Genomic DNA, 25069 nt, shown 5'->3' on the forward strand with positions numbered 1-25069 from the left:
GTATAGTACCAAAATACAAAAGCACGTTAAATAACTAACGTGCTTTTTATTAAATATATTAAAAAATCTTAATCTATAACCGTAGGCTTGCTGATAACGGAGTTACTTTTTACTACAACAAATGTAGAAGTCGCATAATATGCATCACCATTTCCACCATTGCTTACCCAATCCTCATAATCATATTCAAAATTAAAAGTACTACCAGCCATAGAGGTAGCAAATTGGTCTGTTCTTACAGGAACTACCATACCTGGGCACCATCCTGCTCTGTCTGGCATCCAGTTACCTGGATTCTGGTTACTCACTGGGTTAGAAGCACATCCTAAAGGTCCTAAGTAATGTTGAAATGTGTTAGCACCATTAATTTTAATATCATGGGTTCTATAACACCACTCTGCACAACCTCTTCCATCAGAATCATTAGGTGTTGCATGCCCCCAACCGGAAATAATCGTTCTTAAATGTGTGCTTTCTGCATTTGCAGGAATAGAAACTGTTCTATCTAAATCGAAAGTGTGAGCAACTCCATAAGGTACTCCTGAAGAAGACCAATCGTCATAAGCTAATACTCTTGATACTGCATAGTAAGGATAGTCTGGTGTTCCTTCAATATAATCGAAATCTACCGTAACTTCATAGCCTTTAGAATTCCAACATTCTGTTCTTATACGTAATTCCGTTGGACCAGTTAATAAAGATTTAAAATCTGTTACATCAAACTCAAAACCTCTTTCCAACTGACTATTATCATTCCAATACGGAGTAATATATCTTCCAATTTCATATAATTCACCAGACTCTGTATCAAGGACTTTTACATTTGCAAATACATCCCAATCATCACAACCTTCTGTAGGACATCTCAATTTCACATACATTTTTATGGTTTCAATATTTGAGAGATCATTATGTAGATTAAATGTTTGAGTAGAAGATTGATCATAACCACCTCCAAAGGCTAATCTTTCGCTATCAAAAGTAACATAGTTATGCACAACAGGAGCTCCGTTTCCTTCTAAATTTAAAACAACATCCTCTGCCGCCATATTGCTAATCGTTAAAGATGCATTTGCTGCTCCTAAAACAGTTGGAGCAAAACGAACATAAAGAGTTACATCATCATTTGCTGCTGCAGCAGGTATCAGAACGGTTTCACTAAAAGTAACATCATCTAAGGATACTTTAAAAATTTCGGAAGCGCTTACCTGAATTCCAGATTCTAAGTTATCACCATTTATGATAATACTTTGTGAAGCAGATTCTTCACCTATAACAACATCTCCAAAGTCTTCTAAACTTCCATTTACGTTTATAACTGGTGAAGTACTAAGACTTTCTCCATTAAAACCAATAGTTCTTGTAGTAGCTGTTGCACTTTCAAAAGTAAGAGAGCCCGGAATACTTCCTATTACAGATAATGGCGGAGCAAATCTTACATATACTGCATTTGAAACGCCGTTAGCATCATCTTTACTTATGGACACTTCACTAGAGAAATTCGTATCATCTAAAGAAACTTCAAAATGATTAGAAGCCTTTACTACCAAATTAGCTGATAAATTAGTAGCACTAACTTGTACACTTTGAGAATCTGAAGTGGTTCCCTCATATACACCTCCAAAGGTTGCTACAACACCTTCTACGGTAATTACAGCCTTAGGAGTTTGTTGTGTTCCTCCTCCGGAATCATTGTCACTACTACAATTAATAATCAATAAAAAAGCAAAAATACCTGTGACTACCTGCAAGTATTTTTTTTGGTTTAAATAATTCATTTTGGTTAGTTTTTTTAGTTTACTGCAATTTATAAAATATATGCAGTTATTTTTTATAAATCTTGTATTTTAGTTTTTTTTAAATTTTCAAACAAAAAAATGAGTTTCAACCTTCAAACTCCTATAGACTATTTAAAGGGTGTTGGACCGAATCGAGCAGATTTGCTTCGGAAGGAACTTGGTATTCACACCTACCAAGATCTCATTAACCTTTTTCCCAATAGATATATAGACAGAACCCAATACTATAAAATCAACCAGCTACAACGCAATAATGCCGACGTACAGGTAATAGGAAAGATTATTAAATTTGAAGAAATCGCACAAAAAAGAGGAAAAAGACTGGTTGCAACCTTTCAAGACGAAACAGGAACCATGGAACTTGTATGGTTTAGAGGGCAGAAATGGATTAGAGAAAGTCTAAAACTAAATACGAATTATGTAATCTTTGGAAAAACAAATTGGTTTAACGGAAAATTCAATATGCCACATCCTGATATAGAACTTCATAGTGAGCACGAACAGAATTTACGATCTGCCATGCAGGCAATTTATCCCTCTACCGAAAAACTTTCTAACAAAGGAATTTCTAATCGCGTGATGACAAAAATAATGCAACAATTATTCCTAGAAAGTAAAGGAAAATTTGTTGAAACACTACCAGAAAGTTTGCGTTCAGAATTACGATTAATTTCTAAATCAGAAGCTGTTTTTAACATCCATTTTCCGAAGACACCAGAGCTACTTTCTAAGGCTCAATTTAGACTGAAATTTGAAGAATTATTTTACATACAATTACAGTTAATTTTAAAAAATTTAATTCATAAATCGAAGATCAAAGGGTTTCCTTTTGAAACCGTAGGAACTTATTTCAACACTTTTTTTAAAGAGCATTTACCCTTCGAATTAACCAATGCACAAAAACGAGTTTTAAAAGAAATTCGTCACGATTTAGGTAGTAATGCACAAATGAATCGCCTTTTACAAGGAGATGTTGGCTCCGGAAAGACTATAGTCGCGTTCATGTCAATGTTAATAGCACTCGACAATGGTTTTCAAGCATGCCTAATGGCTCCGACTGAAATTTTGGCAGTCCAACACTACAATGGCCTGCTTAAACTGTCTAATAAACTGAATATCAGCATTAAAATGCTAACTGGATCAAGCAACACTTCAAGTAGAAAGGAAATTCACGAAATGCTTGAAAATGGAGAATTACAAATCTTAATTGGTACACATGCAATCCTAGAAGACAAAGTGAAATTTAAAAATTTAGGCCTTGCAATTATAGACGAACAACATAGATTTGGAGTTGCCCAAAGAAGTAAATTATGGAAAAAAAACACTTCTCCTCCACATATTTTAGTGATGACCGCTACACCAATTCCAAGAACTTTAGCCATGTCTGTTTATGGAGATTTAGACATCTCTTTAATTGATGAATTACCAGCCGGAAGAAAGGCCATAAAAACGGTGCATCGATACGATGGAAATAGACTAAAAGTATTTCGTTTTATTCGTGATGAAATTGCTAAAGGAAGACAGGTGTATGTCGTTTATCCATTAATCCAAGAAAGCGAAAAAATGGACTATAAAGATTTGATGGATGGCTACGCAAGTATCGAAAGAGATTTCCCAAAACCAGAATATCAAATTTCTATTGTACATGGTAAAATGAAGCCTGCAGACAAAGATTATGAAATGCAACGCTTCATTAATGGCGAAACTCAAATTATGGTTGCAACTACGGTTATAGAAGTTGGTGTAAACGTACCAAATGCCTCGGTAATGGTTATAGAAAGTGCAGAACGCTTTGGCTTAGCACAATTACATCAATTACGTGGTAGAGTTGGTCGTGGTGCAGAACAAAGCTACTGCATCCTTATGACGGGTCATAAACTATCTAACGACAGTAAAACGAGAATAGAAACCATGACCAGAACTAGTGATGGTTTTGAAATTGCGGAAGTAGATTTACGTTTACGCGGACCTGGAGATATCATGGGAACACAACAAAGCGGAATACTTACGCTTAAAATCGCTGATATTGTAAAGGATAACGAAATTTTACAACATGCTAGATATCATGCCAAACAAATACTTAGCAAAGACCCTTCCTTGTCTGCTGTAGAAAACAAAAGCATTTTAAACACCTACAGACAAATGAGTAAGTACAAGAATATCTGGAATTATATCTCTTAATTCCATGTATTTTTTATACACAAAATTTAATTAGATAAACAGAATACAAATTTTATCACAATGCTTGAATGCTAACAGCATTATTTTATCTTTGCATTTCAAATAAAAAAGGGCGATGAAAATATCTTACAACTGGTTAAAACAGTTTATTAATACCGATTGGACAGCAGAAGAAACCGAAGTATTACTTACAGACTTAGGTTTAGAAGTAGAAGGAATCACTAAATACGAATCTGTAAAAGGAGGGTTAGAAGGTGTTGTTGTTGGTGAAGTACTTACTTGCGAACAACATCCTAATGCCGATAGATTAAAGGTAACCACCGTTAATATAGGCGCTGAAGCTCCTGTACAAATAGTTTGTGGAGCTCCAAACGTAGCTGCCGGACAAAAAGTACCAGTTGCAACAATTGGAACTACTTTATATACAGAAGAAGGAGAAGCTTGGACCATTAAAAAAGGAAAAATAAGAGGCGAAGAAAGTCACGGAATGATATGTGCAGAAGACGAACTTGGCCTTGGTAAGTCACATGACGGAATCATGGTCTTAGCCGAAGACACAGTTGTAGGAACTCCTGCTTCAGAACTTTTTGATATAGAAGTAGATCAAGTATTTGAAATTGGCTTAACACCAAATAGAGCAGATGCAATGAGTCACTTTGGTACTGCTAGAGATTTAAAAGCCGGTTTTACACAAAAAGATATTAAAGTAGAACTTATCACTCCGTCGGTTAGTGCTTTTCACGTAAGTAACAGAGCGCTTAAAATGGATGTGGAAGTTTTAAACCCAGAATTAGCTCCGAGATATTGTGGTATTACCATTTCGGGATTACAGGTTAAAGAGTCACCAGCTTGGTTACAACACCGTTTAAAAGCCATCGGTTTAACACCTAAAAACAATGTGGTAGATGCTACTAATTACGTATTACACGAATTAGGGCAACCATTACACGCCTTTGATACTGCTAAAATCTCAGGAAATAGAATTGAGGTGAAAACAGTAGCTGCTGGAACAAAATTCACCACTCTAGACGAAGTAGAAAGAGAATTGCACGAAGATGATTTAATGATTTGTGATGCAGAAAAACCAATGTGTATTGCAGGAGTTTTTGGCGGTATGCATTCTGGAGTGACAGAACATACAACAAGCATTTTTTTAGAGAGTGCCTATTTCGATCCTATTAGCATTCGTAAGACAGCAAAACGTCACGGACTTAACACAGATGCTTCTTTTAGATTTGAAAGAGGAATTGACCCTAATATTACAGAATACGCTTTAAAACGTGCAACCTTATTAATTCTTGAGCTTGCAGGCGGAGAAATAACAAGTGATATCTACGATGCATACCCTAAAAAAATCAACGATTTCGAAATCCGACTAAGCTACGATAACGCTAGAAAATTAATTGGACAAGAAATCCCAGAAGAAACTATTAAAAGCATCTTAAGCTCTTTAGATATTAAGATTATTAATGTTACGGAAGCTGGTTTAGGATTAATTGTACCGGCTTATAGAAATGATGTACAAAGAGAATCAGATGTTATTGAAGAGATTTTACGTGTTTATGGCTATAACAATATTGAATTTAGCACAAAACTAAACGCTTCCATCTCTAATACTTCTAAATTTGATGATCATAACCTTCAAAATATCATAGGAAATCAATTAGCTTCTCAAGGTTTTTATGAAATTCTAAACAACTCGCTCACCACTCCAGACTATGTAAAGTTAGATGAGCAGTTAAAAGAAGAGCATAATGTAACCATGCTAAACCCATTAAGCAACGACTTGTCTGTAATGAGACAATCGCTATTGTTTTCAGGTTTAGAAGCACTTTCTTTTAATATTAATAGAAAAAGAAACAATCTTAAGTTTTTCGAATTCGGAAAATCTTACCACAACTATAACAACAATCGCGAAGAATACAAACACCTTACCTTGTTTGTAACTGGAAACAGATCTAACGAAACTTGGAATAGCCTTAATAAGCCCAGCGATTTCTTTTATTTAAAAGGAACCATTACGAGCGCATTAGAGCGATTAGGAATTAACCGATTTAAAGAAGCTCCTTCTAAAGAAGCTATTTTTAATGAAGGCTTGACTTTCAACTTAGGAAAGAATAAATTAGTGAGTTTTGGTTTAGTGAAGAAAAACATTTTAAAGCATTTTGGAATAAACCAAGAGGTGCTTTTTGCCGACTTTAATTGGGATGCCATTCTAGAAGTTGCTAAACACAACAAGATTAAATTTAAAGAAATTTCTAAATATCCTAAAATAAGAAGAGATTTTGCTTTACTTTTAGATGAGAATGTTTCCTTTGAATCTATTCACGATATAGCTAAGAAAACCGAAAAACAACTTTTAAAAGAAGTAAGTCTTTTTGATGTATATCAAGGTAAAAACTTACCGAAAGATAAGAAAAGCTACGCCGTGAGTTTTACATTCCAAGACGAACATAAGACGCTTACAGATAAGCAAATTGACAAGATTATGAACAAGCTTCAGTCTAGCTTTGAAAGGCAACTTGGAGCAGAATTACGTTAGTTTTATGAAACATGTGTTGTGTTTTTTTATAGCCCTATGCAGTATATCTGTATATTCTCAAAATGAATTTTATTTCAAGGAAAAAGATAGTACAACAACTTGGGACTTATTTAAATACGATACCAAAAACATGGTTCAAGGTGTAGGTCATGCCTTTTCAAGACCGCTACACTGGAAGAAAAAAGATTTCAAAAACCTAACCACAATAGCTGTTGGGGTTTTTGCTCTTTCATTAGCAGACGAAGAAGTAAATCGTTTTGCTGCTAGGCAATTGGATGGTGTTCCTCAGCTGGGTAGAGACATAGGATTTAGGTTTGGAAAACCACAAACTTTCTTCTTAATAAACTCCGGACTATACGGTTATGGCTTATTAACAAAGAATGAGGCTATTAGAAAAACTAGTGTTTTAATTATTTCTTCTGCCGCTACCGCTGGAATTATTCAATCTTTTGCTAAAAATGCTTTTGGTCGTTCTCGTCCTACTGCAAACGAAGGAAATAAAAAATTCCATCCTTTTTCTAGTGAGTCTTTTCAACACTCCTTCCCTTCTGGACATACCATTTTATCGGTAACTATGGCACACGCTATAGCAAAGCAATTTGATAATATTTGGTTAAAAGTTGGGACCTATACTTTAGGATCAATAACACCTGTTTCAAGAATACTTGAAGGTGCACATTGGCTAACCGATGTTGCTGCAGGAGCTGTTATTAGTATTGTAGTAGTTGATAGTATTGACAAGTTTCTATTCAAAAAAGAAGCTTATGCTTATAAAAGAGAAAAACAAATAAACTGGAATTTTGCTGTTTCAGGAAATCAAATAGGTTTTATAGGAACCTTCTAAAAACAAATAAAGCTCTGATTTCTCAGAGCTTTTCTTTTTTTCAATAAATCTAAAATATTATAATACTTTAACGTTTACTGCGTTCAATCCTTTTCTACCTTCTTGTAAATCGAATTCTACTGCATCACCCTCACGAATCTCATCGATTAAACCTGAAATGTGTACAAAATGTTCTTTGTTGTTGTCTTCTTCAACAATAAAACCAAAACCTTTGGTGTCATTGAAAAATTTTACGGTTCCTTTACTCATTATAAAATAAATTAATTAATAATAACAAATATAAACTTTTTAAATTACTATGCAATTCGGAGAGGTGTTTTGCTGTTCTTTTTTCATCATTAAAAGCCACAAGTTTAAAGCAAAACCTATATGCTACAACAACTTATATGGTATTTTTCTGTCAAAAAAATAATATTTATTGTATATTTAGTACATCCTAATCAAGAAAAATCATGCAGGAGTCTAATTATATAAAAATATTCACGGGTAACTTTATAGTTACACAACTGATCATTGAAAAATTAGAAGCCATTGGAATTAGTCCAATTATAAAAGACGAATCGGAATCTGCTAGATTGGGTGGTTTTGGAACTTACAACCAAGGAACACAAGAGTTATACGTAAATGATGAAGAATTAGATGCTGCTGTACCAATTGTTGCTAGTGTAACCGCGAAGATTCAAAAATAGAAAAACTGTAATTTTACTAGAAGAAACAAAACCTGTATTATGCCTATAAAACATTCATCAAAAATATCTTACGGCTTATTGCTATTTGTTTTCCTAGTATTTTTCACCCCTGTATTTTATAGCATCTTAAATGGTGCTTTTAATACAGATAAAATTGGCGGAGTGGTATTATTAGTGCTTCTTTTTGCATTTGTACTACATGTGTTTTTAAAAACAGAATACACCATAAACAACAAGGAACTAGAAATAAAATGTGGTTTTTTCTCTTATAAACCAATTCATATTTCAGAAATTAGAGAAATAAACAAAACTAATAATATTATTTCATCACCAGCAGCTTCTTTTGATAGAATTGAGGTGAAACACGGAAAATACGATAGTATTATTCTTTCTCCTAAAGACAAATTGCAGTTTTCAAAAGATCTTCGGGAGATTAATCCAAATATTAAAATCAACCTAACAATAAGCCAATAGCAAAAAAAAAAAAAATCTCAAGCCTTACAACTTGAGATTTTTTAATTTATTAGGATACAAAATCCTCTATTATTTGAAATAGATTATTTGTTATACATTTTTTCACGTAACTCCTTTACTTTAGGATCTTGCATATACTCATCAAAAGTAGTATATCTATCAATTACACCGTTCGGAGTAAGCTCTACTACTCTATTTGCTACCGTTTGAGCAAATTCGTGGTCATGTGTTGAGAACAACACAGTTCCTTTAAAGTTTTTAAGGGAGTTATTAAAGGCTGTAATACTTTCTAGGTCCAAGTGGTTTGTTGGTTCATCTAACATTAATACGTTAGCTCTTACCATCATCATTCTAGATAACATACAACGCACTTTTTCTCCTCCAGATAGTACATTCGATTTTTTAAGAGCTTCTTCTCCACTAAAAATCATTTTACCCAAGAAACCTCGAATATAAACCTCTTCTCTTTCTTCTTCTGTAGTTGCCCACTGACGTAGCCAATCAACTAAAGTTAAGTCGTTTTCAAAGAACTCACTATTATCTAATGGTAAATACGACTGTGAAGTTGTTACTCCCCAATCAAATTTTCCAGCGTCTGGTTTTTCTTTATTATTTAAAATTTGATAAAATGCAGTTGTAGCTCTAGAGTCTCTAGAGAAAACCACCACTTTATCTCCTTTTTGTAGGTTTAAGTCTACATCTTTAAAAAGCGTTTCTCCTTCTATAGAAGCTGCTAAACCTTCTACATTTAAGATTTGATCTCCTGCTTCTCTATCTCTTTCAAAAATAATTGCAGGATATCTTCTGCTAGAACGCTTAATATCTTCAATATTTAATTTATCAATCATTTTCTTTCTACTGGTTGCTTGTTTAGATTTAGCAACGTTTGCAGAAAAACGACGAATAAATTCTTCTAATTCTTTTTTCTTCTCTTCAGCCTTCTTGTTTTGTTGCGCATGTTGTCTTGCTGCTAATTGCGAAGACTCATACCAGAAAGTATAGTTTCCTGAGAAATGGTTGATTTTTCCAAAATCTATATCTGAAATATGTGTACAAACAGCATCTAAAAAGTGTCTGTCGTGAGATACCACAATCACGCAATTATCATAGTTTGCAAGGAAGTTTTCTAACCAAGAAATAGTTTCGTAATCCAAGTCGTTGGTAGGCTCATCCATGATTAACACATCCGGACTTCCAAATAAAGCTTGCGCTAATAAAACACGTACTTTTTGCTTACCATCTAGATCTTTCATTAAGGTATAATGAAAATCTTCTTTAATGCCCAAGTTAGAAAGCATGGCTGCTGCATCACTTTCTGCATTCCAACCATTCATTTCTTCAAAAGACACTTGAAGCTCTCCGATTTTCTCTGCATTTTCATCTGTATAATCAGCATAAAGTGCATCGATTTCTGTTTTAATTTTATATAAAGGCTTATTTCCTTTTAAAACAGTATCTAAAACCGTGTCATCATCATGTTTATTATGGTCCTGCTCTAAAACAGACATACGTTTACCTGGCTCAAGGTGTACATGACCAGAAGTTGGATCTTGCTTTCCTGCAAGAATTTTTAAGAAAGTAGATTTTCCCGCACCATTGGCTCCAATAATACCATAACAATTTCCATTTTGAAAAGTAGTGTTTACTTCATCAAACAGAATTCGTTTTCCAAATTGAACAGAAAGATTAGAAACTGATAACATAATTGTATTTAAATTTTTTACGCCGATTTTTAATTTGGCGAATGAATTTGCAAAAGTAGAAAATTCCAAGCACAAGAAGAAACTTCTTTAACTAAAATACACACACAATCTGCCAATCCATAAATCCTTGTTAATTAACATAACACAAGGGTTTTTAGGTCAACTTTTAACAACGAATTAACAAAGGATTGCAATTGCAAAAGCTATTTTTGTTGAAGACACTAAAACCTATTTTTGTTACATTTCATTATGAGAATATTTTTCCCAATACTATTACTAACCCTAACTTTTCTTTCCTGCAAAAAAGACAATGCAACAAACGAAGGTGAAATAGCATATTTTGGTGGCGAAATTATAAACCCTGTTAACAAACACCTTACTTTACACAAGTCTAAAAAGCTTGTAGACACTATTTACTTAGACAAGAATAATAGATTTTTATATAAAATTAAAAACTTAGAGGAAGGACTATACACATTCAGACTAAAAGCACATAATGGAAATGAGTTTCAACTAGCACTTCTAGAGGCTAATGATAGTGTTATGATTAGGTTAAACACTATAGATTTTGATGAATCCCTAGTGTTTACTGGCAAAGGAGCAAGAAAAAACAATTACTTGGTTAATATGTTTCTTGACAACGAAGCTATAAGCGAAAAAATGCTAGGCATCTGTCAGTTAGAGCCAAAAGTATTTGAAACTAAAATTGATTCTTTAAGAGAGAAAAGAAGACAAAATCTAAACAATTTTATTTCAAAAAATAGTTATTCCGATTTATTTAAGGAAATAGCACTTGGAAACATCAACTATAACTATTACATAAGTAAGGAAATATATCCTTTTGCTTTTTACGGAAACAACGAAGTACATAATCTACAAAGCTTACCAAACGATTTTTACAACTATAGAAAGGACATAAACTACAACCATGATGTTTTAAAAGACTACTTTACTTACAATACATTTTTAAGATACCATTTTAGAAATCTAGCATTAACAGAATACCTTAAACACTCTAAAGACAGTGTTTTTAATCGGGATTCTTATAAATATTATATAGAAAAGCTAAAGCTTATTGATAGTTTAGTGAAAGATGAAGACATTAAGAATCCACTACTTAGTATGTCATCTATAAACTACATTAACAAAACAAAAGATTTGAGCAAGATTGATAAACTCTTAGAAGTTTTTTATCAAAAAAGCACCGACGAGGCAAATATTAAACATTTTAAAGAATTAGCAAGCTCATTAAGAGCTTTAAAGATTGGCAATACCATACCAAATGTTACTTTGGTAAATTACAATAACCAAGAAGTTACATTACACCAAGTAATTAAAAAGCCTACTGCCATATATTTTTGGTCCAAAAGTTTAAAACCACATGTAAAAGAAAGTCATTTAAAAGTTCAGGATCTTAAAAACAAATATCCAGAAGTGGACTTTATTTCTATCAACATCGACAAGCCAAACACAGAGGTGAATAAACTGTATTTAAAGCAGTTTAATTTTAATACAGTGAATGAGTATCAGTTAAAAGATGCAAATGCAGGAAAACAAGCCCTTGCTGTAAATCCAATTATTAAAGTAATTCTAATTACTAAAAACGGAAAAATCATCGATCCGCATACAAACCTATTCTCTGTTAAGTTTGAAGAAGAGCTTCTAGGTTTATTAAATCAATAAACTTCTTTAATTATCTTTTCAGGGTAAAGTTTGAAATAAATTCTTTTTCAATACCATCTATAGGATCTACATATCTAACGCTAAACCAATAATCGGAAGTTGGCATTTTCTTTCCATTAAAGGTTCCATCCCAACCTTCACTTGACGGACTTAATTGCTTTATCAATTTACCATATCTATCATAAATATAGATTTTAGCTTCTAATTGATTTTGCACTCCTTGAATATTCCATGTATCATTAAAACCATCATTATTTGGAGTAAAAAACTTCGGGTAATCAATAATAGTTACTTCATAAGCTAATACTTCACAACTATAAAGATCTCGAACTTTCACCGTATTATTACCTCCTAATACATTTTCAAAAATCGGAGAATCTTGCCAAAATCCTCCATATAAACTAAACTCATAATCTCCTATTCCAGTTACAGTAACTTCAATAGTACTATTTTCTGAAAAGGCATTGGTTAAAACTTGCGCAGAAATACTTTCTGGAGGATAAGAAGAAACTACTTCGGTTGTTTTACTATTGGTACAACCAGTAAGTATATTAGTTACTTTAACAGTATAAAAGCCAATAGTGGTAGGATTATATGCTGCTCCTGTTGCTCCTGGAATACTATTAGCAGCCAGTACTTCTTCACCTAGATACCATTGAAAAACATGATCTACTTCGCTTAATTGCGTATCTAAAGGAGCTGTTTCTATAGCTGTATCACTAACAGCAGGAATAACTGAATCATCTGCTGCTAAACATATTAAATATTGTTCCTCTAAACCTATTTCTATCAGGGAATGAACAACTAATTCAACAGGAACCGCCTGAATACAAGCACCAGAATCCGCTATAACTTTTACATATATAGTTTGATTTCCAGAAACAATATTATCATAATCTGATGGTGTTTCGATTTGCGAAGAATTCCCTTGCGTAGCATCCGTTTGATTCTCATAATATGCGAAATTATAATTCCCCGCAGGTAATGCATTTAATATTTCTGCTTCAGCTAAAGTTAAATCAAAAGTATCCAATCCATCTGTATCTAACTCACATACTTCTAGAGGTGTTAGACTTGGAATAAGGAATGAATCGGTAACAATAATTTCAAACGAAGTAGTGTCATAACAATAATTAAAATTGCTGCTTTCTATTCTAACATAAATCGTTTCAGATTGATTGGCAACCGCATTAGTATAAGGCGTTGTAATAGGGTTTAAATTATTATCCGCATCCATTTGTGATAAATGGTAACTAATTCGAACATCTGCTGCATTTTGATTGCCAAGCACTGTTGCATTAAGTAACTGAAAATCGTGAGTATAAAAACCATCGTTATTCTGATCACAAAAAGATTGATCTTCTACAGGATTAGCTACTGGGCTTGTAGTAAACTCAATAGTTACTTCATCGGAAGCTGTACAATTGGAAGCAAACTGAATAACTACACTATACACACCATCTTCCGTAACATCCAATGTTTGGTTATTCTCTCCAGGAATTAAAACCCCATCTTTATACCATGTATGTGCTCCTTCTGATATTGGTATTTGTGAATCTAATGTATGTAAACTAGTATCACAGGCAGCATTTCCTGTGGCTAAAGTTAAGTCATCACCTAGATTTGCACCAAGACTGAAACTTCCTGCTTCTAAAAATATAGCTGAATCATAGAATCTATCTCCTTGATCTGCCACAACAATTTTCATTTCATAAGCCTGATTGGGAGTAACAACTGCATTGGCTGTTAAAACTTCTGTTCTTCCTCCGTAATTAGTACTTTCAAGATTGTAGCCTGCAAAATATTCTGAATTAGCTGCACAACTTGGTGCATTATTAATATTGGTAACACTTACCGGAGTCCCATCTGGTAAAACAGCCAAGTTAATATAATTGGTTGTTCCTACTTCTCTTAATAAAAAAGCAAAACTATCTGAGTAATTACATTCAAAATCTTGATTATATTCTTCTGAAGCCATCAAAAACCTAAAATTAAAATCGCTTGAGGTTGCTGTAAAATTAAACTTCACATAGGTTGCGTCTCTTGTACCTGTAATACCTAAAGCTTGTTCTAAATCTGCATCACCTGGGAGTCCGTTTGAAAAATCCGGATAAGAAGTACTAGTATTAACTACATTTCCTGCAGGATAGGCTTGTCCTGTAGTTATGATTACCCCGTCCTCAAAAGGAAAATCACTTCCAGATGGCTTTTTAAAATAACCATAACTCTTAGTTTGATAGTCCGTAGCGGCACCACTTACTTGTTCCGAGAAATTATCTATAGCAGCACAGTCACTATTAATAAGAACATCAACAACAAGGTCTTGCAAATTAAAGTTAGACTCAGGATCTGCAGGATTATTTATACTTATTATTTGTCCGTAGCCTGCATAAGCTAAAAGCATACACAGCAACAAAAGACTGTTTTTTATTTTAATCATGAATTTTTTATTAAAATGTAAGCCTCTTCACACACAACATGCGCTTAAAGAAGAAGGTAAAAAAAAAGAAAAACCTATAACTTATAATGATTCAAAAGAAGTTTTTCATAAACCCTATCTGGCAAAATACGTTTTAAAACAATAGAAAATTTTTGCATAAACTCCCCTACCTTATAATGCACTTTGGGTTTCGCTGTATTCATAACCTTATAAACGGCTTTAGCCATAAGCAAAGGATCTTTTCCATTATCTACATGTTCATCCATAAGCTTTAAGGTATTTCCATAAGGTATAAAATATGGAGAATTTTCTAAAACTGGTGCATGAAACCTTCCGGAAGCAATATTTGTTGCAAAATCTCCTGGAGCTAGATTTGTCATTTCTATATTAAAATCTTTAATCTCCATTCTAAAGGCTTCAGTTAAAATTTCTAAAGCACCTTTACTTGCCGAATACACTCCTCTATAAGGTAGTCCCATATAACCAGCAATAGAAGTAATATTAATAATCAACCCTCCTTGTTGCTTTCGCATTTGTGGCAAAACAGCTTTTATAACGTTTATGGGACCAAAAAAATTGGTTTCAAAATTAGCTTTAATTTCTGCTTCAGGTATTTCTTCAATAGGACCTGTAATTCCAACTCCTGCATTATTTATAAGCACGTCCAACCTGCCTTCTGCTTTAATAACCGTATCAACAGCCGTACTAATTGACTCAGATTTCGTTACATCTAATGCTATTAATTTTAAACTACTATCGCTATAATTTTTAGGGTTTCTACTTGTACCATAAACTATGTAGCCTTTTTCTGTTAAAAATGTACCTATCGATTTACCTATTCCCGAAGAACCTCCTGTAATTAAAACTACTTTAGACATACTATTTAAATTAAAAGTGTAAAACTAATAATGAATATGTTATTAATTGGCATAAATGAAAAAAGATTTGCTAGTATTTCTACAAACAAATCTTTTTAATATTTTGATAAAACCTTTTTGTGAAAGATTTCAGTTAACTGCATAAAAAAAGGCAAGCTACCTACATCACACCGCTACGACCATTTACCTTTGCTTCGTTCCCGACCTGGAGGATTCAACAGGAGCTGGTTGTGTAGGACTTGCCGGGTGCAAATATACAATCCTTTTAAAACTTTCACAATGTTTTTTAAACTGAATTTTAATAAATATCTTGCATAAAAATTAATTCGCATCATGAAAACCAACAAAGCTCTCATAGTCATATTTTTAGCAACTCTTATCTTCTCTTGCGGAAGTAATATAAATGAGAAAAAAAAGGACTTTTCAGTTAGTACCAATGCAAAAAACAATGCAATTGCACTTGGTGAAACACTAAATATCACTCTAGAGAATCCTAAAAACCATCCAGTAGAATCGGTGACTTATACCCTAAACGGAAAAGAAATTTCAGAAAGCACACCGATTACAGATATTAAGCTAGGGGAACATACTTTAGTAGCTAATCTAAATTTTGATGGAACCGCACATAGTATTTCACAAAAACTTACTGTTTTAAATAATACCGCTCCAACAGTATATACTTATAAAATTATCAACGAGTATCCTCATGATATAACTTCTTACACCCAAGGTTTAGAATTTTATAATGGAGAATTGTATGAAAGCACTGGGCAACGTGGAGAATCGAAACTAAGAAAAGTGGACTATAAAACTGGAGAGATTTTAAAGAACATAGATTTAGAGGATGCTTTTTTTGGGGAAGGATTAACGGTTTTAAAGGATAAGATTTACCAACTAACTTGGACTAGCGGAACTGGTTTTGTTTATGATGTGGAAACTTTTGAAAAATTAGAAAGTTTTAAATACAATAAAAGCAAAGAAGGATGGGGAATTTGTAATGATGGAAAAACCTTATATAAGAGTGATGGATCCGAAAAAATATGGACATTAAATCCAGAAACCCTTGCAGAAGAAAACTATATTCAAGCGTATCACCATGCAGGAAAAGTAATTGGTATTAACGAATTAGAATGGGTGGAAGGAAAAATATATGCAAATAGATACCAAAAAAACGGTGTTGCTATTATTAACCCAACAAACGGTGCTATTGAAGGTGTTATAGATTTTTCGCCTTTAAAAAATAAAGTAAAACAGCATGCCGGTTTAGATGTTTTAAACGGTATTGCCTATAACCCTGAAACTAAAACACTTTTTATTACAGGAAAACGTTGGGATAAACTTTTTGAAGTAGAAATTTTTGAAAAATAATACTTTCAGATACAACGGTTTATTTTTCTAAAAATCTTCATTTATAATAATTAGTCCTTTCAAAAGTTATATTTTTAGCACTTAAAGCAACCATTTATGAAAAAGACACTGTACTTTTTAACCTGTTTATCTTTCCTTCTATTATGGAGCTCTTGCCGAAAAGACTTTGAATTTGAAGCAAGTACCGGAAATCTTAGCTTTTCAAAGGATACAGTATACCTTGATACCGTTTTTACAAACATTGGATCTAGCACCTATAATTTAAAAGTATATAACAGAAGTAGCGACCCCATCCGTATTTCTAGTGTAAAATTAGGCCAAGGAGAAGCTTCAGAGTACAGACTAAACGTAGATGGTATTCCTGGGAAATCTTTCGAGAATGTTGAAATTCTTGCAAAAGATAGTATGTATATCTTTGTGGAAACGACCATAGACATAAACAATTTACCTAGCCTAGATAACGAGTTTCTTTATACCGATAAAATAGAATTTGACTCTGGAAGCAATTTGCAAACTGTAGAACTAGTAACCCTTGTAAAGGATGCTGTATTTATTTATCCAGATAAAGACAATACTACAGGAATAATAGAAACATTAACTTTACATATTGGTGGCCAACAAGTAGAAACACAAATTCAAGGTCGCTATTTAGAACCTAGCGAATTAACCTTTAGCAACCAAAAACCATATGTAATATATGGTTATGCTGCTATACCAAACAACGAGACCCTAAATATTGAAGCTGGAGCAAGAGTACATTTCCACGCAAATTCCGGGCTTCTCGTTTCCGAAGGTGCTTCGCTTAATGTTAATGGAAGCTTAAGTACAGACCAAGAACTATTAGAAAATGAAGTAATTTTTGAAGGGGATAGATTAGAACCTGCATTTGCAAATGTTCCTGGACAATGGGGAACTATTTGGTTATTAGACGGAAGTATTAACAATACCATAAATCATGCAACTATAAAGAATGCTTCGGTTGGAATATTATCGGAAGGAAATGCAGATGCTATTACAAACAAACTTACAATTGAAAATACACAGATCTATAACTCTAGTAATTTTGGTGTTTTAGGAAGAAATACTTCTATTGAAGCTAATAACTTGGTTATTAATAATTCCGGACAATCAAGCTTTGCAGGAACTTTAGGAGGTAGATATAACTTAACACACTGTACTATTGCTAATTATTGGAACAATAGTTTTAGACAGTTTCCTGCCCTATTAATTAATAACTTCCAAGAAACTGCAGATGCGACCTATATTGCCGACTTGAACGAAGCTAATTTTAATAACTGTATTATTTACGGAAATGATAATCCGGAGTTTATAATAGATGAAATTACAGATCCTTCGGTAGTATTCAACTTTAAATTTACAAACTGCTTAGTACGTTTTAATGAAGCGAATAGCAATTTTACAGGGCCTAATTATGATTTTAATAATGCTAGTAAATACGAAAACATCCTTTTTAATCAAGAACCTGATTTTAAAGACCCTAATCATAATGAATTAATCATTGGAGAAAATTCTGCTGCTAACAACCAAGGAAACGGCACATTTGCCGCAGATGTTCCTACAGATATTTTAGGAACAAACCGAACAGTTGCACCAGACATAGGCGCTTACCAACATATTACTTTCGAATAATTTCTTACAATTATTTAAAGTTTTAACAATAAACTTTCTGGTGAAGTGTACATTAAGGAAAAAGAGGAACTAAAAGCCACTTGGTTTTTTTGGACTTCAGGACCTAAACATGATTTACTAAGGTATATTAGAAACAAAGATGGTATACGTTATAAAAGAAAAGACTTTGAAAGTTTAGAAGACTTATTCAAAAAAGTATAATAAAAAAAGCCTGCTTCTCAGCAGGCTTTTTTCTTCTGCGAAAGCGAAATAATATTAATAAGCAAAAAGAGGAAGCTCATGCATCATAGCATTCACTTTAATAGCAATATTTTCTAATTTTTCTTCGTCTTGGAAGTTCATTATAACTTCATCAATTAAAGCTACAATTGCTTCCATATCTCCTTCTTTCAATCCTCTTGTTGTAATTGCCGGAGTTCCAATACGGATTCCAGAAGTTACAAAAGGAGATTTATCATCAAAAGGAACCATGTTTTTGTTTACAGTAATATCTGCTTTTACAAGAGCATTTTCAGCATCTTTACCGGTGATATTTTTGTTACGTAAATCAATTAACATCATGTGATTGTCTGTTCCTCCAGAAATAATATGGTAATCTCTTTTTACAAAAGCTTCAGCCATTGCCGCTGCATTTTTCTTTACTTGCAACATATAATGCATAAATGAATCGGATAAAGCTTCACCAAATGCAATTGCTTTAGCTGCAATAATATGCTCTAATGGTCCTCCTTGGTTTCCTGGGAAAACACCAGAATCTAATAAAGAAGACATTTTACGTAGGTTTCCGTTTTTCAACTTAATTCCGAAAGGATTATCAAAATCTTTCCCCATCATAATCATCCCTCCTCTTGGTCCACGTAAAGTTTTATGCGTAGTAGTGGTAACAATATGACAGTGTGGCAACGGATCGTTTAAAATTCCTTTTGCAATTAATCCCGCTGGGTGAGAAATATCTGCTAATAATAAAGCTCCTACAGAATCTGCTATTTCACGGAAACGTTTAAAGTCCATATCACGAGAATAAGCAGATGCTCCAGCGATAATTAATTTTGGCTTTTCACGTTCTGCAACTTCAGCAACATGGTCATAATCAATTAAACCTGTTTCTTTTTTTACTCCGTAAAATACCGGATTGTATAATTTCCCTGAAAAGTTTACAGGAGAACCGTGTGTTAAATGTCCACCGTGAGAAAGATCAAATCCTAAAATAGTATCCCCTGGTTTTAAACAAGCAGCAAAAACAGCTGTATTAGCTTGACTTCCTGAGTGCGGTTGTACGTTTACATATTCGGCACCAAATAAAGTTTTTGCTCTATCTATTGCCAGTTGTTCTACTTCATCTACCACTTCACAACCACCATAATATCTTTTTCCAGGATATCCTTCGGCATATTTATTGGTTAGCACAGAACCCGCAGCTTCCATTACTTGATTGCTAACAAAGTTTTCTGAGGCTATAAGCTCAAGTCCATCTAGTTGCCTTTCTTTTTCGGCTTGAATAAGTTCAAAGATTTGTTCGTCGCGTTGCATAATAAGTTTTTTATAATTTCCAGATTTAAAATAATGTTGAAAATAGGAAATCTAGTTAACGTTAAAAATTTATCAAAAATAACAATTTGATTAGTTTAATACATCAAAAAACATATATTTACTTTTAGATTAAACTATTTATTTCAACAGAGCTACTCAAATCTACATTTGTCTTTTAAAATTAGTATAAAAATAAAAAGTTATGTAGGTTTACGTAGAATTTAACAAATATAAATTAACAATACGCTATGCAAATTTCAGCTAACAATCCAGATAGAAAATCTTGGTTGCATGTAGATAAAAATTCAGACTTCCCAATACAAAATATCCCTTTTGGAGTTTTTCTTACTAGAGATGATATCATTACAATAGGAACAAGAATTGGAGATACAGCAATAGATTTAGGAGCTTTACACCAATTAGGTTATTTTGAAGGCATCCCTTTAACAGATGATATTTTTCTTCAAGATACTTTAAATGATTTTATTGCTGACGGAAGAAAAACATGGAGAGCAGTTAGAAATAGAATTGCTGAAATTTTTGATGCAGAAAACGAAACGCTAAAAAACAATCTAAAGCATAAAGAGATTGTCTTATTTAGATTAGACGAAATTGAAATGCAATTACCAGTACAAATTGGAGATTATACAGATTTCTACTCTAGTATTGAGCATGCTACAAACGTAGGAACCATGTTTAGAGATCCAGATAATGCTTTATTACCAAACTGGTTACATATTCCTGTAGGTTACCACGGAAGAAGTTCTTCTATCATACCTTCTGGAATACCTATTCACAGGCCGCAAGGACAAACATTACCTGCCGGAGCTACAGAACCTGTATTTGGACCAAGCAAACTAGTTGACTTTGAATTAGAAATGGCATTTATTACTACAGATGCTAATGATTTAGGAGAACCTATACCGGTTGACGAAGCTGAAGAATACATCTTCGGATTAGTTTTATTTAACGATTGGTCTGCTAGAGATATTCAAAAATGGGAATACGTTCCTTTAGGACCATTCTTAGCAAAGAGTTTTGCTTCTTCTATTTCTCCATGGATTGTAACGCTTGATGCTTTAGAGCCTTACAGAGTGGAAGGTCCTAAACCTTTAAAGAAACAATTAGAATACTTACAGTACACAGGAAAAAAGAGTTTTGATATTAACTTAGAAGTTGCTATTCAGCCACAAAAAGCCAAAGAAACCGTGGTAAGTAGATCAAACTTTAAATATATGTACTGGAATATGGCGCAGCAATTAGCGCACCATACCGTAAATGGTTGTCCGGTAAATTCTGGAGACATGATGGGTAGTGGAACAATTTCTGGACCAACTCCAGACAGCTACGGATCGATGTTAGAGATTACTTGGAGAGGTGAAAAACCAGTTAAAATGAATGACGGTACAGAACGTAAGTTTATAAACGATAACGATACGGTTATCATGCGTGGGTATTGCCAAAAAGACGATGTAAGAATTGGTTTTGGAGAAGTGTCTAATAAATTACTTCCTATATTTAATCCGAAAAAGAAATAAGATAAATTATATACATAAAAAAAGCGACCAATCGGTCGCTTTTTTTATGCTTTATGTACTAAGATTACTTAGACCATGCTGCAATAGATTCTGTATTCATTTTAACATAATCAGCATTTCCTGCCGCTTTTGCTCCTTCTAAAGATGCTTTCGCTGCTTTAATAGCTCCTTTTTTATCTCCTGCTTTTGCATATATTAATGCTTGCTTTCTTAGGTGCCAAAATTTAGGTTCTCCATTAGATAATTCAATTACTTTATCAATCCATACCTTTGCTTGATTAATATCTTTTCCTTCTTCTAAATAATAAGAAGCTGCTGCATAATAATCTCCTGCATTTGGTCCGGCCATTGTTTTTTCAATACTTGCTAAAACAGCATTTTCAGTTGGTACAGAAAAAGGAACTCCTGCATAAGTTTTTTCCCATATAAACTCTAAAGTTCCACCATTATTAGTTAAATTATTGATATCTATAGTAAATGTCTCTACATTAAAAGGAAGTTCATAAACCTTAACAGTAGTTTTTGCTGCTACTTTAGCATCATCCCATTTTGCTGGTAATCCCCAGTTAGCTGTATCTGTATAGAAAAACACTTCCCAGTTCTCTTTATTTGGTATAATATAAATAGCATAAGAACCCGCCTCTAATGTTTGACCATCAACTGTAACATCTGTACTAAAAGTGATTTTTGTATTATTATTTGCTCCTGCTCTCCATAGTTTACCGTAAGGTACCATGTTTCCAAAAACAGTTCTTCCCTTTACTCCTGGTCTAGAATATTCAAAAGTAACATCTGTCAATCCAACCTTTTGTTCCACTTTACTAAACGGACTTGGCTGTGGTGCTTGTACCTGTGCATTCACTTGAAAAGAAAAAGTAAACACTAAGGCAATTAAAAGTAATTTTCTCATTGTATATATATTATTGGTTTAAAAATTAATAGCTATAAAATTAAGCATTAGATAAATCATATTTGTTAATTAATCCTTAAATTGAAAAAGTAAATACATAATAAATGTACAATCCCATGCACTGTTTTCTTATATAGTAACTTTGTAAAAAGGATAAAAAATAACTTTAACCAACCACATAATGAATATACTCGTAACAGGTGCAACAGGATACATTGGAAAAAGATTAATCCCGTTATTAGTAAACGAAGGACATCATGTAATTTGCGCAGTAAGAGATAAGCTAAGAGCTGATAAAAGTTATTTAAACGAGGAGCATATAGAAGTTGTAGAAGCCGATTTCTTAAAACCAGAAACGCTAATAATATTCCTAAAAATATAGATGTTGCTTATTACCTAATACATTCTATGTCTAATACTTCTAATGATTTTAAATCACTAGAAGAAGAATGTGCTATAAATTTTAAAGTTGCATTAGAAAACACACAAGTACAGCAGGTTATCTATTTGAGTGGTATAACCAACGATGAAAACCTATCGAAACACCTTAAATCACGGCAAAACGTAGAATTCACCTTAGCATCTAAAAAATATGCTCTTACCGTTTTTAAAGCAGGAATTATAGTTGGATCTGGAAGTTCTTCCTTTGAAATTATTAGAGATTTGGTAGAGAAGCTTCCTTTTATGATAACGCCAAAATGGCTAAACACAAAAACACAACCATTAGCAATTCGAGATGTACTAGCCTTTTTATCTAAAAGCGCAGGAAACAAACAAACTTATAATCAGTCTTACGACATATTTGGTCCAGAAGTACTAACCTACAAACAAATGCTACTGCAATTTGCAGAAGTAAGAGGACTTAAAAGGTATATTGTTACAGTACCTATTATGACAGCAAAATTGTCTTCCTATTGGCTATACTTCGTCACTTCAACTTCCTATAAACTAGCTTCCAATCTTGTAGATAGTATGGGTGTAGAAATTATTGGTAAGCCTAGTGAAATCAATAGTATCTTACAAGTGAAACCTCTTAGCTACAAAGAAGCTGTTTCCTTAGCTTTTGAAAAAATAGAACAAAACAGCATCCTTTCCAGTTGGAAAGATTCTTTAATAAGTAGCGGTCGCTTACAAAGTAATATTCATAAATATATCAATGTTCCTAAATATGGTTGTTTTAAAGATTATAAAGAACGAAAAGTAAATAACAGTAAAAAAACAATAGATAAAATATGGGCTATTGGTGGTGAAAATGGTTGGTACTACGGTAATTTCCTTTGGAGATTAAGAGGTTATCTAGACAAACTTTTTGGTGGTATCGGATTAAGAAGAGGAAGAACGAATACAACGGAATTACATGCAGGTGATGCTCTAGATTTTTGGCGCGTTATATATGCAGATAAAGAAAATCAAAAATTGCTTCTTTATGCCGAAATGAAACTTCCTGGTGAAGCTTGGCTAGAGTTTAAAATAGAAAATGACATACTAAAACAAACGGCTACTTTTAGACCTAAAGGACTCTTAGGAAGACTATATTGGTACAGTGTACTGCCTTTTCACGGAATTATTTTTAATGGACTAATAAAAAAACTAAGTGATTAAATCTTAAATTAGCTATAAAAGACTTGGCCTAAGAAATGCTTTTCTCTTCCTTTTTTTTATAATTATTCTTAGAAAATTAACAAAGAAACAGCTACAAATCTACTATAATAGACTTTAGCTATAACACTATGCGAATTTTATCTAATCCTTAACATATTTAAGGAGAACGATTTTGTATATTTATCCTTTAACCACCTAATCAGGTTAAAAAGAACATATCTAAACAATAAAAAGCAATGTACTTACAGTTATAAGTTAAAAAATTGCATTGTATATTTTGTTAGTAATTTTTAAAACACATATTTATGTCTATTATTGAAAAAGCATTAGAGTTTGAGCAAACGAAGTTAAATTCACTAAGTACTAGTGATAGAGTGAAACTTTCTAGAGAAGCAAAATCACTTATTTTAGGTTTAAACGAAATATATAAAGAGAAAAAAGATAAGGAAATCATGGACATCATGAAAAGACTTACCGCAATTAAAATTAAAGTAGAAAAAAGATTAAAAGGAAGGCCTCTAACGGCATAGTTAAAGCTTCTTATAAAATCGTTTTTATAACGTTTTTATTTTATTAGAATAAAGAAGAGGAATCCCTCTTCTTTATTTTTTTAAAGAAGAACCACTTCCCTACTCTATTTATAATACAAAAGCAAATTTCATATATATTCTAGAAATGAAATACTTATTAATCACCATTATCATGCTAAACTTCTTAAATAAATCTAAAGCCCAAACAGCACCTCAAAGTTCTATATATGATATAGAAATAAACAGCTTGGAAGGAAAGGCAATAGATTTATCAGAATACAAAGGAAAAAAATTACTCATAGTTAACGTGGCTTCAGAATGTGGTTTTACAGGCCAATATGAAGATCTTCAAAAACTATACGACCAATACCAAGACAAACTACTAGTTATTGGTGTTCCTTCCAATCAGTTTGGTGGTCAAGAACCAGGAACTGCATTAGAAATTCAAAGTTTTTGCCAGAAAAACTACGGCGTTACCTTCTTAATGACCGAAAAGGTAGATGTAAAAGGGCCTGAGCAACATCCACTTTATAAATGGCTAACTTCAAAAGAATTAAACGGAAGTTCGAGTTCAAGTGTAAAATGGAATTTTCAAAAATACCTTATAAGCGAAGATGGCCAACTAATAGATTATTTCTACTCTATAACAAAGCCAATGAGTAAGAAAATCCTAAAACACTTCAACGAATAAAAATTTTTTTATTACAT

The 25069-nt window shown here is 32.9% G+C and carries 18 protein-coding genes, 1 other RNA gene and 1 pseudogene; 12 read left to right on the forward strand and 8 right to left on the reverse strand.

The features are described from left to right. Nucleotides 1-68 precede the first annotated feature (68 nt). Complete coding sequence (locus DU428_RS13490; protein ID WP_207802373.1) at nucleotides 69-1778, reverse strand: peptide-N-glycosidase F-related protein; 1710 nt, start codon at nucleotides 1776-1778, stop codon at nucleotides 69-71. 99 nt (nucleotides 1779-1877) lie between these two features. Here DU428_RS13490 and recG point away from each other — a divergent pair, with 99 nt between their 5' ends. The 3 genes from recG to DU428_RS11710 all read left to right on the forward strand — a co-directional run bounded on the left by recG (nucleotide 1878) and on the right by DU428_RS11710 (nucleotide 7366). Next, a complete protein-coding gene (gene recG, locus DU428_RS11700; RefSeq protein WP_113966671.1) occupies nucleotides 1878-3980 on the forward strand; it encodes an ATP-dependent DNA helicase RecG in 2103 nt (700 codons plus the stop codon). 115 nt (nucleotides 3981-4095) lie between these two features. Beyond that, on the forward strand, nucleotides 4096-6522 hold the full coding sequence (pheT, locus tag DU428_RS11705) for a phenylalanine--tRNA ligase subunit beta (protein WP_113966672.1): 2427 nt from the start codon (nucleotides 4096-4098) through the stop codon (nucleotides 6520-6522). Nucleotides 6523-6526: 4 nt separating this feature from the next. Next, nucleotides 6527-7366 carry a phosphatase PAP2 family protein gene (locus DU428_RS11710; protein WP_113966673.1) on the forward strand — a complete coding sequence of 280 codons (840 nt, stop codon included), beginning with the start codon at nucleotides 6527-6529 and terminating at the stop codon, nucleotides 7364-7366. Nucleotides 7367-7423: 57 nt separating this feature from the next. Here DU428_RS11710 and DU428_RS11715 read toward each other — a convergent pair whose 3' ends face one another. After that, nucleotides 7424-7615, reverse strand: a complete 192-nt coding sequence (locus DU428_RS11715) for a cold-shock protein (protein ID WP_072352262.1) — start codon at nucleotides 7613-7615, stop codon at nucleotides 7424-7426. 203 nt (nucleotides 7616-7818) lie between these two features. Between DU428_RS11715 and DU428_RS11720 the strand changes: the two genes are divergently transcribed. Further along, complete coding sequence (locus tag DU428_RS11720) at nucleotides 7819-8055, forward strand: putative signal transducing protein (protein ID WP_113966674.1); 237 nt, start codon at nucleotides 7819-7821, stop codon at nucleotides 8053-8055. Between the two features lie 39 nt (nucleotides 8056-8094). Next, on the forward strand, nucleotides 8095-8529 hold the full coding sequence (locus DU428_RS11725; protein ID WP_072352264.1) for a PH domain-containing protein: 435 nt from the start codon (nucleotides 8095-8097) through the stop codon (nucleotides 8527-8529). An 83-nt stretch (nucleotides 8530-8612) separates the two neighbouring features. Here the strand turns inward: DU428_RS11725 and DU428_RS11730 are convergent, their stop codons facing one another. After that, on the reverse strand, nucleotides 8613-10232 hold the full coding sequence (locus DU428_RS11730; RefSeq protein ID WP_072352307.1) for an ABC-F family ATP-binding cassette domain-containing protein: 1620 nt from the start codon (nucleotides 10230-10232) through the stop codon (nucleotides 8613-8615). A gap of 249 nt (nucleotides 10233-10481) precedes the next feature. Between DU428_RS11730 and DU428_RS11735 the strand changes: the two genes are divergently transcribed. After that, nucleotides 10482-11915, forward strand: a complete 1434-nt coding sequence (locus DU428_RS11735) for a TlpA family protein disulfide reductase (RefSeq protein WP_072352265.1) — start codon at nucleotides 10482-10484, stop codon at nucleotides 11913-11915. A gap of 10 nt (nucleotides 11916-11925) precedes the next feature. Here the strand turns inward: DU428_RS11735 and DU428_RS11740 are convergent, their stop codons facing one another. From DU428_RS11740 to ffs, 3 genes are all read right to left on the reverse strand, one after another. Further along, nucleotides 11926-14355: a T9SS type B sorting domain-containing protein gene (locus DU428_RS11740; RefSeq protein ID WP_113966675.1), complete on the reverse strand. Its 2430-nt coding sequence runs from the start codon at nucleotides 14353-14355 to the stop codon at nucleotides 11926-11928. Between the two features lie 74 nt (nucleotides 14356-14429). Further along, a complete protein-coding gene (locus DU428_RS11745) occupies nucleotides 14430-15233 on the reverse strand; it encodes an SDR family oxidoreductase (RefSeq protein ID WP_072352267.1) in 804 nt (267 codons plus the stop codon). A 146-nt stretch (nucleotides 15234-15379) separates the two neighbouring features. Beyond that, nucleotides 15380-15478, reverse strand: an RNA gene (gene ffs, locus DU428_RS11750) — signal recognition particle sRNA small type. Nucleotides 15479-15566: 88 nt separating this feature from the next. Between ffs and DU428_RS11755 the strand changes: the two genes are divergently transcribed. Continuing rightward, nucleotides 15567-16601: a glutaminyl-peptide cyclotransferase gene (locus DU428_RS11755; RefSeq protein ID WP_113966676.1), complete on the forward strand. Its 1035-nt coding sequence runs from the start codon at nucleotides 15567-15569 to the stop codon at nucleotides 16599-16601. A gap of 96 nt (nucleotides 16602-16697) precedes the next feature. Beyond that, nucleotides 16698-18251, forward strand: coding sequence for a hypothetical protein (locus tag DU428_RS11760; RefSeq protein WP_113966677.1), 1554 nt, complete (start codon nucleotides 16698-16700; stop codon nucleotides 18249-18251). A gap of 255 nt (nucleotides 18252-18506) precedes the next feature. On the opposite strand, the gene glyA is transcribed toward DU428_RS11760, so the two are convergent. After that, on the reverse strand, nucleotides 18507-19781 hold the full coding sequence (glyA, locus tag DU428_RS11765; RefSeq protein ID WP_072352270.1) for a serine hydroxymethyltransferase: 1275 nt from the start codon (nucleotides 19779-19781) through the stop codon (nucleotides 18507-18509). Nucleotides 19782-20029: 248 nt separating this feature from the next. Here glyA and fahA point away from each other — a divergent pair, with 248 nt between their 5' ends. Further along, entirely contained in the window at nucleotides 20030-21319 is a 1290-nt protein-coding gene (fahA, locus tag DU428_RS11770; RefSeq protein ID WP_113966678.1) for a fumarylacetoacetase, read from the forward strand. 64 nt (nucleotides 21320-21383) lie between these two features. On the opposite strand, the gene DU428_RS11775 is transcribed toward fahA, so the two are convergent. After that, nucleotides 21384-22229, reverse strand: a complete 846-nt coding sequence (locus DU428_RS11775) for a DUF2911 domain-containing protein (protein WP_072352272.1) — start codon at nucleotides 22227-22229, stop codon at nucleotides 21384-21386. 181 nt (nucleotides 22230-22410) lie between these two features. Between DU428_RS11775 and DU428_RS11780 the strand changes: the two are divergent. From DU428_RS11780 to DU428_RS11790, 3 genes and pseudogenes are all read left to right on the forward strand, one after another. Further along, nucleotides 22411-23831 (forward strand): annotated as a pseudogene (locus tag DU428_RS11780) (SDR family oxidoreductase). Between the two features lie 305 nt (nucleotides 23832-24136). Next, nucleotides 24137-24361, forward strand: a complete 225-nt coding sequence (locus DU428_RS11785; protein ID WP_072352273.1) for a hypothetical protein — start codon at nucleotides 24137-24139, stop codon at nucleotides 24359-24361. 145 nt (nucleotides 24362-24506) lie between these two features. Next, nucleotides 24507-25052: a glutathione peroxidase gene (locus tag DU428_RS11790; RefSeq protein WP_083585126.1), complete on the forward strand. Its 546-nt coding sequence runs from the start codon at nucleotides 24507-24509 to the stop codon at nucleotides 25050-25052. Nucleotides 25053-25069 lie beyond the last annotated feature (17 nt).

The organism is Oceanihabitans sediminis, from assembly GCF_003337215.1.
In the GTDB taxonomy this organism is placed as follows: domain Bacteria; phylum Bacteroidota; class Bacteroidia; order Flavobacteriales; family Flavobacteriaceae; genus Oceanihabitans; species Oceanihabitans sediminis.

What these genes read in the sequence shown, in the direction of transcription:
- fahA (WP_113966678.1), top strand. Translation starts at nt 20,030, where the DNA reads ATGCAAATTTCAGCTAACAATCCAGATAGAAAATCTTGGTTGCATGTA.
- DU428_RS11730 (WP_072352307.1), bottom strand. Translation starts at nt 10,232, where the DNA reads ATGTTATCAGTTTCTAATCTTTCTGTTCAATTTGGAAAACGAATTCTG.
- DU428_RS11715 (WP_072352262.1), bottom strand. Translation starts at nt 7,615, where the DNA reads ATGAGTAAAGGAACCGTAAAATTTTTCAATGACACCAAAGGTTTTGGT.
- recG (WP_113966671.1), top strand. Translation starts at nt 1,878, where the DNA reads ATGAGTTTCAACCTTCAAACTCCTATAGACTATTTAAAGGGTGTTGGA.
- DU428_RS11775 (WP_072352272.1), bottom strand. Translation starts at nt 22,229, where the DNA reads ATGAGAAAATTACTTTTAATTGCCTTAGTGTTTACTTTTTCTTTTCAA.
- DU428_RS11720 (WP_113966674.1), top strand. Translation starts at nt 7,819, where the DNA reads ATGCAGGAGTCTAATTATATAAAAATATTCACGGGTAACTTTATAGTT.
- DU428_RS11745 (WP_072352267.1), bottom strand. Translation starts at nt 15,233, where the DNA reads ATGTCTAAAGTAGTTTTAATTACAGGAGGTTCTTCGGGAATAGGTAAA.
- DU428_RS11735 (WP_072352265.1), top strand. Translation starts at nt 10,482, where the DNA reads ATGAGAATATTTTTCCCAATACTATTACTAACCCTAACTTTTCTTTCC.
- DU428_RS11740 (WP_113966675.1), bottom strand. Translation starts at nt 14,355, where the DNA reads ATGATTAAAATAAAAAACAGTCTTTTGTTGCTGTGTATGCTTTTAGCT.
- DU428_RS11790 (WP_083585126.1), top strand. Translation starts at nt 24,507, where the DNA reads ATGAAATACTTATTAATCACCATTATCATGCTAAACTTCTTAAATAAA.
- DU428_RS11785 (WP_072352273.1), top strand. Translation starts at nt 24,137, where the DNA reads ATGTCTATTATTGAAAAAGCATTAGAGTTTGAGCAAACGAAGTTAAAT.
- DU428_RS11725 (WP_072352264.1), top strand. Translation starts at nt 8,095, where the DNA reads ATGCCTATAAAACATTCATCAAAAATATCTTACGGCTTATTGCTATTT.
- DU428_RS11760 (WP_113966677.1), top strand. Translation starts at nt 16,698, where the DNA reads ATGAAAAAGACACTGTACTTTTTAACCTGTTTATCTTTCCTTCTATTA.
- glyA (WP_072352270.1), bottom strand. Translation starts at nt 19,781, where the DNA reads ATGCAACGCGACGAACAAATCTTTGAACTTATTCAAGCCGAAAAAGAA.
- pheT (WP_113966672.1), top strand. Translation starts at nt 4,096, where the DNA reads ATGAAAATATCTTACAACTGGTTAAAACAGTTTATTAATACCGATTGG.
- DU428_RS11755 (WP_113966676.1), top strand. Translation starts at nt 15,567, where the DNA reads ATGAAAACCAACAAAGCTCTCATAGTCATATTTTTAGCAACTCTTATC.
- DU428_RS11710 (WP_113966673.1), top strand. Translation starts at nt 6,527, where the DNA reads ATGAAACATGTGTTGTGTTTTTTTATAGCCCTATGCAGTATATCTGTA.
- DU428_RS13490 (WP_207802373.1), bottom strand. Translation starts at nt 1,778, where the DNA reads ATGAATTATTTAAACCAAAAAAAATACTTGCAGGTAGTCACAGGTATT.